This is a genomic window from Polynucleobacter nymphae (assembly GCF_018882155.1).
In the GTDB taxonomy this organism is placed as follows: Bacteria; Pseudomonadota; Gammaproteobacteria; order Burkholderiales; family Burkholderiaceae; genus Polynucleobacter; species Polynucleobacter nymphae.
In genome coordinates, this window is the sequence record NZ_JACVPA010000002.1 from 182180 (window position 1) to 194436 (window position 12257).

Genomic DNA, 12257 nt, shown 5'->3' on the forward strand with positions numbered 1-12257 from the left:
TAGCTAAATAAGCTGGATTAATAAGTGGGCAGTCTTGTGGATCGGGTGAGATGAGCTGCGCCAAAACTTGGGCTAAATTCGTGACCAAGGGATTTAGGGGCTTCAGGATTCTGGTTTTATAGCACCCAATTTATTTACCAGCCCGATCTAGTTAGAAACATCAATTTGCATTAATATAATTTGACTATAGGAGGCTTAACAAATGATGACCCCTGATGAGATCGCAAAACTCATTCCAGCAGAAAAAGCGCAATTTCGTTCACCAATACCTACCCAGGCAATTTCAAGCGATGAGTTTTTTCCTGGGGTGCAGACTGCTAAGCAAAAAGAATTCGAGAACCGCGTCAAAGACATCGGCACAAAGCTTGCTAAGCATCAAGGCATACCTCGCCGCCGGTTTTTTCAAAGCGCTGCTGGAATGGCAGCTGCTTTTCTTGCGATGAATGATACCTTTGGCCCACTCTATGGTGTTAGTCATGCGGAGGCAGCAACACCAGAGTTGGCGAATGAAAGGGCTGCTGCCTTAAAAGATCAGTTCATTATGGATATGCACACCCATTTTCTACGTGACGATACTCGGCTTGAAGGTTTTGTTAGATCCCGCGAAGCCGTAGGTAAGGCCTCATGGAATCCTGCATTAGTCAATAAGCCACAAACCTTGGATGACTTGAAGTTTGCCAATTACTTTAAAGAGGTCTATTTAGATAGCGATACTAAAGTGGCATTGATTTCTGGTTCTGGATCTGAGGATCCTCGAGATTGGTTTTTAACCAATGAAATGAAAGCGCGAGCACGTCAATCAGTAAATCAAGAATCCGGCACCAAAAGAATGTTCTCGCATGCCATTTTTATGCCGGGAACGCTGGGCTGGCTAGAAAAGGCCGAAGCCGATTATGAAAATTTAAAGCCAGATTCGTACAAGGGTTACACCATCGGTGACAACACCAATAAGCAACTATCAAAGCACCCTTGGCGTCTTGATGATGAAAAATTGCTATATCCATTTTATGAGAAGTTGGCTAAATGGAGTAAGACTAAGCCAAGTCTTGCAAATGTGTGTGTGCACAAGGGCCTTTATCCACCGTCCGTCACGCAGCAATATCCTCACTTATTGGCTTATGCAAATGTAGATGACGTTGCTAAGGCTGCTAAAGATTGGCCTCAACTCAATTTTGTGATCTATCATTCCGCTTTTCGATATACAGGCGGAACTTGGGATATAGGTTGGGAGCAATTTAGACAAACTGGCCGCATTGATTGGGTGACGGATTTAGCCCAGATCCCACAAAAAACCGGCGTTAATAATATTTACGGAGATTTAGGACAAATTTTTGCTCAAAGCACAATTTCTGAGCCAAGATTATGTGCCGCAATGTTGGGTCAGCTCATACAAGGTCTAGGGCAAGATCATGTTGTCTGGGGTACCGATGCCATTTGGACGGGTTCTCCCCAGTGGCAAATTGAGGCCTTTCGTAGATTAGAGATTCCTGAGGATATGCAGAAAAAATATGGTTTTAATCCTTTGGGAGCTGCAGATGGACCAGTAAAGCGAGCAATCTTTGGTGAAAATTCTGCGCGGCTTTATAACTTCACTGCTGCACAGCGAGCAGGCTTAGCGAACGATAAGATTACCTTGGCAAAAATTCATTATGACCAGTTTGGGGATGGCAGAACAAACTTAAGATATGGTTATATGCAGGCTTAAGCTTGTTAAAGTGTCGTACTAATGCGATGTGGGTCTGACGCTAAGATAGCTCATAGAAGAAAAAGCCACCCTCGGGTGGCTTTTCTAATGCTGGTGGGTCGGGCGAGATTCGAACTCGCGACCAACGGATTAAAAGACGCAAAATTGTTCTAAAACAGTAATTTAGACATTGGCTTAAACCTGCCTAGATTCAGGTGCGATATAGGCAGCGAGTTTTGTGGGGTCGATTGGGTTGGGGTGGAGGTCGGGTGGCATCGACACCGGTTTGTCGGGTAAACCGACAAATCATCTGCTGAACCTAGATGTTTCTCTAAATAATTAATCCATTAAAAACAATAGCTTGGCCAGTAAAAAATCAATATAAGGGCGGATATTTGATCTTGCTCAATGTATTAACAAAATTGTTGACAATATTGTTATCAAAATATTAAAGTGGCTAAAAGGTAAACAAATGGTCATTTCTAAAGAAAAAAGAACGCAGAGCAATATCAGAGTAGGTAAAGATAAGCCAGCTCTGGGTCTTGTTGTTTCGAATAAAAGAAGTTTGGATATTCAGAATATCTTGCGGGAACGCATCGCTAAGCAAGAGATTGCACCTGGCGCTAAATTAGGAGAGAGTGAGTTAGCCGAAGAGTTTCTAGTGCCCCGTAATATTATTCGCGAGGCTTTTATTGGCTTAGAGCAACGCGGATTAATTGAGCGTATTCCAAACCGTGGCGCAGTTGTAATTCGCCTAGACCTTTCTCAAGTATTCGAAATTTATGACGCCCGAGAGGTTTTAGAGGGATTGTGCGCTCGATTAGCAACCCAAAATACTTCTCCAAATTCATGGCAAGACCTTGTAGATCTGTTTAATGGAAAAATGAAACTCTATATTGAGAATCATGATTACGAATCATTTTTAGCGGGCTATGGACTATTTAGAAGGCGCATGTTGTTGGCCGCAAATAATCCGGTCTTAACCAATATGCTAGATATGGTTTATGAAAAAACCCAAGCAATTATCCGCAGAATTCTAATCTTGCCTGGACGCGCTTCTATAGGCCTGATGGAGCACCAAGCTGTATTAGATGCTATGCGAAGTGGTGATGCTGATCTTGCAGAGCAATTAAGAAGACAAAATATTCGTAGCGCTAAGGATGCATTACGGCGATATGAAAGTTTCGTCTTATAGACTTAAATATGAATAAATTAGATCAAACTTGTGGACCATTATCGGGATACAGAGTCCTTGAAATGGGGTCAACTATTGCTGGCCCTTTTTGCGGAAGATTATTGGCCGATTTTGGGGCTGAGGTAATTAAGGTTGAGCCCTTTGAAGGAGATGCAGTTCGTACGATGGGACATCACGTTAAAGATAAGTCACTATATGCATCTAGTATTTTTAGAAATAAGTCACTGATCTCAGTTGATCTTAGAACATCTGAAGGTCAAGAAGTTATTCGAAAGATGATTCCAAAGATCGATGTGATCGTTGAAAACTTTAGACCTGGCGGTCTGGAGAAGTGGGGTTTAGGCTATGAGGATCTAAAGACTATTAATCCCAGCTTGATCATGGCAAGGATTAGTGGATTTGGTCAAACGGGCCCATATAGCCAGCGGACTGGATACGGTGTGATTGGTGAAGCGCTTAGTGGATTAAGGCAAATCACTGGAGACCCTGATCGCCCTCCTACAAGAGTTGGAGTCTCTTTGACTGATTACATCACCGGGCTTTATGCAGCATTTGGCGTAGTGATGTCACTCTTGGCAAGAACTAAAGACGGGCAAGGGCAGACTATAGATACTGCGTTATATGAGTGCGCCTTTAGTTTTATGGAGCCTCATATTTCAGCATTTGACCAATTAGGTGTTATAGCGAATAGAACAGGCTCTCGTTTGCCAGGCAGTACTCCAAATAATTTATATGAAACAAATGATGGTCACTTTGTACATATCACGGCAATGGGAAATTCTTTATTTAAAAGATTGGCTGAAGATTGCATGAAGCAACCAGAATTAGTTAGTGACCCTCGTTTTTGTAGCGCAATAGAGCGCTCTAAAAATTATGTGGAATTGGATTACCTAATTAATCTATGGACCAGTAGTTTGAGTGTTGACGCTGTTGAAGAAAAACTCAACTCTACAAGTGTCCCAGGAATTCGTATTTTTGATATGGCGGATATCTTCCAAGATCCTCACTACAAGGATAGAGACGCGATATCAAAAGTGAGGGATGATGAGCTAGGAGCGGTTGCTATGGCCTCACCAGTCCCGCGACTTTCAAGAACGCCTGGGGAAATACGGCATACAGGAAAGCGTATTGGTGAAGATACTCTCTCCGTACTTGCTCGAGTTGGTGGTTTTTCAAAAGAGGAATTAAGCCGCCTGCAAGCGAACCGTATTATTTATGCACATGAAAATTTAACGTAGAACAGGATTAAAGTAATGGCATTTGAAAATATCTTACAAGAATATAATGAGAAAAAAATAAAAGCCTTGGCCATGGGGTCTGCTGCAAAGCTTGAGCAAAGAAAAAACGATGGCATCCTAAATGCAAGAGAGAGAATCTCTTATTTGGTAGATCAGGATAGTTTTATAGAGTCCGGACTCTTTGGGACATCATCTGCTGTTGAGTCCGATAGAGAAAAGACCCCAGCAGATGGCAAGATCACTGGATACGCAAAAATTGATGGTCGAGATGTTGCAGTAGTCTCAAATGACTTTACAGTAAAGGGTGCTTCAAGCAGTGCTACAAACGGCAAAAAGATTGGGCAAATGAAGCGAGTGGCAACCCAAAGAGGTTTGCCAATTGTTTTTCTCGGCGAATCCTCGGGTGCAAGGATGCCAGATACGATGGGTTCAAAAGGTATGGGCTCTATGTTGGGTAATGACCCTACACAATACCGAAGAATGCGCGAAACACCTTGGGCAAGTGCTGTGTTGGGATATTGCTACGGATCTTCTACTTGGTATACGGGGTATTCCGACTTTAGTGTGATGCGCAAAGGCGCCATTATGGCCGTATCTAGTCCTCAGCTGGTCTCTTTGGCAATTAAAGAGCAAGTCGATCCAGAGGAGATTGGTGGATGGAAGCTGCATAGCGAAACGACTGGACTCATTGATAGAGTTGTAGAAACAGATGAGGAGGCTTTGGATTCAATCAAGGAATTCTTATCTTATATGCCAGCCCATCATAAACAAGCTCCACCTGTTTGTCCTGTGCCAAAAGATTCTGGTAGTCAAATGACTAATATTTTAGATTTGTTGCCAGAAAAAAGAACTCAGGTATATGACGTTCGCAAAGTAATCCAGGCAATTGTTGATACTGGCAGTTATTTTGAATTGAAACCTCGTTTTGGCAAGGTCTTAGTAACAGCGCTAACACGCTTAAATGGGCATTCAGTTGGGATTATTGCTAATAATCCTTTGGTGAAGGGTGGTGCGATGGATACCGAAGCTTGCGAGAAGGCAACAAATTTTATCGTGATGTGCGATTCCTTCAATATCCCAATTGTTATGCTGGTTGATACGCCTGGATTCATTATTGGATTAGATGCGGAGCGTAAACGCGCGCCAGGAAAAATTATTAATTTTATGAGCGCAGTATCACTCACAACAGTCCCAAAAATCACAGTAGTTTTGCGTAAGAGTTATGGACAGGCTTATCTGAATATGGGTGGCGGGAGAAATTCTGATGAATTTGCAGCCTGGCCAACTGCTGAGATTAGTTTTATGGATCCAAATTTTGCGACTAGCATTGTTCATGGCTTAAATCCAGGAGATGATGGCTATGAAGAAGCTGTTGCTGAGATGGCAAAGGGGAGTAATGTTTGGGATATTGCCTCAATGTATGCAGTTCAATCCGTAGTCTTGCCGAGCGAAACCCGCGATTATCTTATTCGCATGCTTGAAGTGCATCGTATGCGTTTGAGTAATGGCGTAGGTGAGCATTTAATGCGCACATGGCCTACAGCATATTAAATTTATGATATTAAATAAGGTCTTAGTTGCTAATAGAGGTGCTGTTGCCGCTAGGGTATTACGTGCATTAAATGAAATGTCGATTCCCTCAGTTGCCGTCTATTCTGAAGCTGATGCTGGAGCACCCTATTTAGCTTATGCTTCAGAAAGTTATTATATTGGAGCCTCATCAGCAAAAGAGAGTTATCTTAATCAGGACCGGATATTAAAAGTTTTACAAGAATCAAATGCTGATGCGATTCATCCTGGTTATGGATTCTTATCTGAGAATTTTGGGTTTGCCTCAGGTGTAGTTGCCCTAGATAAAGTATTTATAGGGCCTAGTCCAAAATGGATTGAGGCGATGGGGCATAAGACAAAAGCAAGAGAGTTAGCTCGACAATATGGATTACCAGTAGGGCAAGGCTCAGAGGTTCTACCCCCTGACCAGGCGAAAGTTGCAGCAGCAGCGCGCAAGATTGGATATCCTGTTTTAGTTAAGCCAGCTGCTGGCGGCGGTGGCATTGGTATGCTTCCAGCTTATGATGAAGCTCAATTATTTGAGGCAGTAGAGCGAGCAAGATCTATGGCTGAAAGAGGCTTTTCCAACCCCGAAGTGTATTTAGAAAAGCTCCTGCTGCGCCCAAGGCATATAGAAATACAAATATTGGGTGATCAATACGGTTCGGTACGTCACTTATATGAACGCGATTGTTCTATTCAGAGAAGGCATCAAAAGGTAATAGAAGAGGCTGGTGCTCCAGGGATAAATAGGGAAGTAATTGATTCGGTTGCTGATAATGTGACTCAAGTGATGAGCGAGATGCAGTATGACAACATTGGTACCGTGGAAATGCTAATGGGCGAAGATAAATCTTTTGCCTTTCTGGAAATGAATACCCGCCTCCAGGTGGAGCATGGCGTAACAGAGGAGGTTACGGGTGTGGATTTAGTGCAATCACAAATCCTATTGGCTGCAGGCGCAAGATTGGACGAAGTTTTGCCAAAAGATATTTCTATTGAAGGTCATGCAATACAGGCAAGAGTCTATGCGGAAGACCCCAAACGTTTTTTTCCATCGCCTGGTAAATTGACTATTTTTCGTCCCCCGACTAGCAAAAATATCCGCGTAGAGACTGGATATGCGCAAGGCCGAGATGTAACGCCTTTTTATGATCCGATGATTGCCAAGGTCATAGCGCATGAAAATACAAGAGAGCAAGCAATATTGAGTCTAAAAGAAGCTTTAAAGGAATTTGAAATCGAGGGTGTTAAAAATAACATTCCTGCTTTATTGCAGGTCTTAGATTCTGGTGAATTTAAGTGTGGAAAGATTCACACGAACTCGCTATCTGAAATTATGGCTAAAAATAATAATTAAGAGGATATGATGAAAAAAAATGAATTATGCTCTGAGGTAACTGGTTCAGTATGGAAAATAAAAAAACAAGTCGGAGAAGAAATTTTAGAGGGTGACATTGTTATGATTCTTGAGTCTATGAAAATGGAGATTCCAGTGATTGCTGAAGAGCCAGGGACATTAATTGAATTAAAGGTTTCCGAGGAAGATACGGTTGCAGAAGGACAAATTGTGGCGATAGTAGAAAGTAAATAAAATCCTAAAAAGGGGGGCGTAAATGAGGCTAATAAAATCTTTTGTAGTAATCAGCTACATTCTTTTGTTTGGTGGTAATGTTGCCGCGCAGTCGATTGCAAATTATCCTGATAGAACGGTCACTATCATAGTTGGATTTCCCCCGGGTACTGCTACCGATACTGTTGCACGTGTTTTGGCAGAAAGATTTACCAATAAATTTGGTAAGACTTTTATTGTTGACAACAAAGCGGGCCAAGGTGGGAGTATGGGTTCTGCATTTGTTGCCAAAGCAGCGCCAGATGGGTACACCTTGGTATTGAGTGCAACTGCTCCGTTAGCGATTAACCCTAATTTATATACCAATATTACCTATGATCCACGTAAGAACTTTGCTCCTATTGGATTGGTGTCATGGTTACCATATGTATTTGTCACTAACCCTAAAACTGGCATTAATACAATTCAGCAATTAACTGAAAAGGCCAAGGCAAATCCGGGTCAGCTAACCTATGCATCAATTGGTAATGGAAGTACTAGTCACTTATTGATGAGTATGTTGACGCGCCAAGCTGGAATTAATGTGACACATATTCCCTACAAAGGAAGTGCGCAGTCTCAAACGGATGTAATGTCTGGACAGGTCGATATGACCTTTGACACGATGTTAACTCTGATGCCACATATTAAGGCTGGGAAATTAAAGGCTGTAGCAACGGGTGGTCTGACTCGTTCACAGTTTGCGCAAGATGTGCCAACTTTAGATGAGCAGGGCCTTACAGGTTTTAATGCTGGTGCTTGGCTAGGCCTTTTGGCGCCTGCCGGAACCCCTAAGCCCATCATTGATAAGCTACATAAGGAATTAAATGCCATCTTGGATGACCCAGATGTAATTAAGCGATTGAATGAACTCGGATCTGAGTCTCTTAAGAGCAATAGTCCAGCAGAATTTTCAGCATTCATTCAGACGGAGTACACGAAGTGGGGGCAAAGAGTTCGAGACTCAGGCGCCAAAATAGAATAAATATCTGAAAGAATCTTAATGATAAAGATTGCAAACCAAGAGGAGGCTCTTTCATATCATGAGCAACCCAACGGTCTTAAATATTATCGGCAGGATTATTTTGAGAGGGAGATTGACGATAGTCGATCTCCTCAGTCATATTTAATCAAGCAACTGCCTAACATTACTAACCCTCTCCATTTTCATGTGCAGAATCAATTCCAGGTATTTATAGAGGGCTCTGGATATTTTGGTCGACATACTATAGGACCATACATTGTTCATTATGCTGGTGCCTATACTGGATATGGTCCGATAGTTGCTGGCCCATTGGGTCTCGATTATTTAACGTTGAGATCCATGCATGATCCAGGGGCAAAATTCTTACCAGAAAAAAAGAGTCAATTTATTAAAGGGCCAAAACATCATCTTACTAGTAGGCAATTTTTACCATCGACACCCCAATCGATATGGGGTCTGAAGTCCCCCGAATTTTCTTGGGATCATTTTGAGGCTGATGTTGGTCTTGGCATTGGTTTACTAAAGATGCCTAGCTTTACATCTTATTTGGTAAAGCCTGCGGATAATGTAGATGGAATATTTCTAGTTGTAATTGGTGGAGCAGTTTATATTGATGGTGTTGTTATTGGTACCAAGCAAAATATTTTTGCCTCATCCAAAGAAAAACCATTTGAAATTAAAGTATTAGATGGCTACGCTGAATTACTAGTTCTGCAAATGCCTTTAAAAGAAAAAACCTATCAGCGCTAATAGGCTGATTTTTTTATTCTTTATCAATGGTGGGTCGGGCGAGATTCGAACTCGCGACCAACGGATTAAAAGTCCGCTGCTCTACCGACTGAGCTACCGACCCGGTAAAACGGAAATTATAGCAAGAAGTTGCTAGCTGCCCCTTGGTCTGAGGGGGCTGCCCGTAAGTCCTTGTACTTACAAGTACGTTATGAGTTAACTCGTCTTGCCACTGGTGGGTTTTTGGAAAAATACTCCTTAATTCCTCTCAAAATAGCCTCAGCAATCTGGTCCTGATAGCCATCATCATTCAATCTGGCTTCTTCTTGAGGGTTGCTGATAAAAGCAGTTTCTACGAGGATAGAAGGGATGTCTGGAGCCTTTAAAACAGCAAAGCTGGCTTGCTCTACCTTTCCCTTATGCAAAGGTGCAAAGCCACCAATTTGCTTGAGAATGGATTGGCCCACCTGCATGGAGTCTTTAATTTGAGCAGTCGTTGACATATCTAGGAGTAAGTTAGCCACTTGTCGATCTTGCGTCTTGATATTGATGCCGCCAATGAGGTCTGAAGCATTTTCTTTATTAGCCATCCAGCGTGCCATTGAGCTACTTGCACCCATTTGGGAGAGGGCAAATACTGAGGCGCCTTTAGCTCTTGGCTCAATAAACGCATCGGCATGAATCGATACAAATAAATCTGCCTCAACGCGCCTGGCTTTTTGAACCCTGACATGGAGCGGCACAAAGTAATCGCCATCTCTGGTGAGGTAAGGGCGCATATAGGCTTCACCCTCAATTTTGTCCTTGAGTCGTTTGGCAATCGAGAGCACCACGTTCTTTTCTCTCGATCCTGCTGCACCAATAGCGCCAGGATCTTCGCCACCATGACCAGGATCAATCGCAATGGTGATGAGGCGGTTGTATTTGGCTGGTGCAGGAAGTGGTTTATTTTCTGGAATGGCTTGGACCACTGGATTCGCTGGTACTTTTGCCGCTTCTTTTTCTTTCTTAGTCGCAAACTGTGCAATCAAATCAATTTCTTCATTTGATTTGGCAAGAGCACTTTCTTTCCGGGCGCTACTTTTGACTAACTCCATGAGTGGGTCAGGTGGCGTAGTGGGGTATAGATCAAATACCATGCGGTATTTGTATTCACCAACGGGATCAAGCGTGAAGAGTTGTGGCTTGATCGGTTCTTTTAAGTCAAACACCAAACGCACAATCCCTGGCTGAAATTGTCCCACCCGAATTTGCGATATATAAGGATCATTTGGCTTTACTTTGGCGACCAAGTCTTTCAAGGTCGGATTGAGTTCTAGGCCCTGCACATCCACTACTAAGCGATCTGGGTTGGTGAGGATCTGTTGGGTAATAGGTAGTGGCGTATCAGACTCTAAAGTAATGCGGGTGTAATCCTCTGATGGCCAAATACGCACACCCATTATCTTAGCGCCCCAAGCAATATCGATCTCAGTGAGTAGTAGCGCAAAACTCAAGAACTTCGCTGAAGTCTTGAGGTGCTGTCTTCTAGAGAAATTCACTTTTTTACTGCTCATGGATTTACTTGCGTTGCCTGAACATTCTCAAGCACTTTTCTGCCTTGCTCAGAAAATGCATTTAGTTCGAGTGCACGTTCATTTTCTTCTTTGCCTGCTGTTAGCTGAATCTGAATATCAAAATCGGGTAGAGTACCCTCAGCCTTTTCTGGCCACTCGATTAAGCAAAAGCCGGGGACATCAAAGTATTCTGCAAATCCTGCCTCTTGCCACTCTAGAGAATCGCGCATTCTGTACAGATCAAAGTGATGGGCAGTAAAGGCTTGTTGATTGCTTTGGAGTTCGTAGGGTTCACACAGGGTATAGGTTGGGCTCTTCACTTTTCCTTCATAGCCCAAGCCCTGAATCAAATATCTCGCAAAAGTTGTTTTGCCAGATCCTAGGTCACCCTCTAAGGAGATATTGAGGTGAGCTTTGGGGGAATGCTTCATCAACTCTTGAATAGAGGCGGCAAGACGCTGGGCTAGGGATGCAGTTTCTGCTTCCTGCCTACAATATTGCTTGAGCGATGCTGTTGGAGATGCCAAAGGCGTCTGATTTGCGGTCATTGCCCTAGTTTATTCAATTATTGAGCTACATTCTGTATTGCCTATGTCTTTATCTGCCCCTTCACCTAATAGCGCTAGCTCTCTAGATCAGCCAAAGCTTCGAGCTTGGCTGGGGGAGCAGGCTGAGAGCTTGGGTTTCGATGGTTTGCGGATTACCGATACCCATCTCGGCCTTGCCAGTGAGCGCTTACAAGAATGGCTTGCAGAAGGACGCCATGGTCATATGGAGTACATGCAGCGCCATGCAGACTTACGCTCCAATCCTCAGCTATTAGTGCCAGGTACCGTGAGAGTCATTTGTGTATCAATGAATTATCTGCCTCCTGAAAGTAATTTCGATACCGAATGGCAGCGCTTGGAAGACCCCTCACAAGCAGTTATCTCCCTGTATGCCCGTGGGCGCGATTATCACAAAGTACTGCGTAATCGTTTGCAAGAATTTGCCAAGGCGATTGAAGAAAAAATTGGGGCCTTTGGTTATCGGGTATTTACAGATTCAGCGCCCTTAATGGAAGTAGAGCTTGCGCGCAAAGCAGGATTAGGTTGGCGCGGTAAACACACGCTCTTACTGAATCGAGAATCTGGCTCCACTTTTTTCTTAGGGGAGATCTTAGTAGATGTGCCATTGCCGCTGGACGAGGAGCAGGAAGACCATTGTGGTACTTGTCAATCCTGTATTGAGGTATGCCCGACAAAAGCGATCACTGCTCCCTACAAATTAGATGCCCGTCGTTGCATCTCCTATCTCACCATTGAAAATCCCGAAGCAATCCCAGTCGAGTTCAGAAGCGCGATGGGTAATCGGGTATATGGTTGCGATGATTGCCAATTAATCTGTCCTTGGAATAAGTTTGCCAAGCGTACGCAATTACCAGACTTTGCACAGCGTCATGGTTTAGGCCAGGCTAGTCTGCTACATCTTTGGTCGTGGACTGAATCAGAGTTTGAGCAACGCCATGAAGGTAGTGCAATACGTCGCATTGGTTATAGCCGCTGGCGCCGTAATCTGGCAGTAGCGATGGGCAATGCCTTAGCGAGTACTACTGTTTCAAAAACTGATAAGGCGCAGATACATCAAGTCTTAAGCAAAAGTTTGCCCGCCGCTGACTCTTTAGTAGCTGAACATATTGAATGGGCTCTAAGGGTTTACAATTGATGC

Annotated in this window: 11 protein-coding genes and 1 tRNA gene; 9 read left to right on the top strand and 3 right to left on the bottom strand. The window is 43.3% G+C overall.

Going from position 1 to position 12257, the window contains the following annotated elements:
• Positions 1 to 202 precede the first annotated feature (202 nt).
• The 8 genes from ICN29_RS09450 to ICN29_RS09485 all read left to right on the top strand — a co-directional run bounded on the left by ICN29_RS09450 (position 203) and on the right by ICN29_RS09485 (position 9015).
• Positions 203 to 1705 carry an amidohydrolase family protein gene (locus ICN29_RS09450; protein ID WP_216132596.1) on the top strand — a complete coding sequence of 501 codons (1503 nt, stop codon included), beginning with the start codon at positions 203 to 205 and terminating at the stop codon, positions 1703 to 1705.
• 451 nt (positions 1706 to 2156) lie between these two features.
• A complete protein-coding gene (locus ICN29_RS09455) occupies positions 2157 to 2879 on the top strand; it encodes a GntR family transcriptional regulator (RefSeq protein WP_216132598.1) in 723 nt (240 codons plus the stop codon).
• An 8-nt stretch (positions 2880 to 2887) separates the two neighbouring features.
• Positions 2888 to 4117, top strand: a complete 1230-nt coding sequence (locus ICN29_RS09460) for a CaiB/BaiF CoA transferase family protein (RefSeq protein WP_216132600.1) — start codon at positions 2888 to 2890, stop codon at positions 4115 to 4117.
• 15 nt (positions 4118 to 4132) lie between these two features.
• Positions 4133 to 5668: an acyl-CoA carboxylase subunit beta gene (locus ICN29_RS09465; RefSeq protein ID WP_216132602.1), complete on the top strand. Its 1536-nt coding sequence runs from the start codon at positions 4133 to 4135 to the stop codon at positions 5666 to 5668.
• A gap of 4 nt (positions 5669 to 5672) precedes the next feature.
• The gene (locus ICN29_RS09470) at positions 5673 to 7028 is read left to right on the top strand and encodes an acetyl-CoA carboxylase biotin carboxylase subunit (RefSeq protein ID WP_216132603.1); all 1356 of its coding nucleotides are present in this window, start codon (positions 5673 to 5675) and stop codon (positions 7026 to 7028) included.
• 6 nt (positions 7029 to 7034) lie between these two features.
• Positions 7035 to 7262, top strand: a complete 228-nt coding sequence (locus tag ICN29_RS09475; RefSeq protein ID WP_255538169.1) for a biotin/lipoyl-binding carrier protein — start codon at positions 7035 to 7037, stop codon at positions 7260 to 7262.
• A gap of 22 nt (positions 7263 to 7284) precedes the next feature.
• Positions 7285 to 8265 (top strand): tripartite tricarboxylate transporter substrate binding protein, encoded by a 981-nt coding sequence (locus ICN29_RS09480; protein WP_216132605.1) that lies wholly within the window; start codon positions 7285 to 7287, stop codon positions 8263 to 8265.
• Positions 8266 to 8283: 18 nt separating this feature from the next.
• A complete protein-coding gene (locus tag ICN29_RS09485) occupies positions 8284 to 9015 on the top strand; it encodes a hypothetical protein (RefSeq protein WP_216132607.1) in 732 nt (243 codons plus the stop codon).
• A 27-nt stretch (positions 9016 to 9042) separates the two neighbouring features.
• On the opposite strand, the gene ICN29_RS09490 is transcribed toward ICN29_RS09485, so the two are convergent.
• The 3 genes from ICN29_RS09490 to tsaE form a co-directional block, all read right to left on the bottom strand.
• Positions 9043 to 9118, bottom strand: a tRNA-Lys gene (locus ICN29_RS09490).
• 85 nt (positions 9119 to 9203) lie between these two features.
• The gene (locus ICN29_RS09495) at positions 9204 to 10550 is read right to left on the bottom strand and encodes an N-acetylmuramoyl-L-alanine amidase (RefSeq protein ID WP_216132609.1); all 1347 of its coding nucleotides are present in this window, start codon (positions 10548 to 10550) and stop codon (positions 9204 to 9206) included.
• Entirely contained in the window at positions 10547 to 11098 is a 552-nt protein-coding gene (tsaE, locus tag ICN29_RS09500) for a tRNA (adenosine(37)-N6)-threonylcarbamoyltransferase complex ATPase subunit type 1 TsaE (protein ID WP_216132611.1), read from the bottom strand. The genes ICN29_RS09495 and tsaE overlap by 4 nt, the downstream gene beginning before the upstream one ends.
• Positions 11099 to 11141: 43 nt before the next feature.
• Here tsaE and queG point away from each other — a divergent pair, with 43 nt between their 5' ends.
• Complete coding sequence (queG, locus tag ICN29_RS09505) at positions 11142 to 12254, top strand: tRNA epoxyqueuosine(34) reductase QueG (protein ID WP_216132613.1); 1113 nt, start codon at positions 11142 to 11144, stop codon at positions 12252 to 12254.
• Positions 12255 to 12257 lie beyond the last annotated feature (3 nt).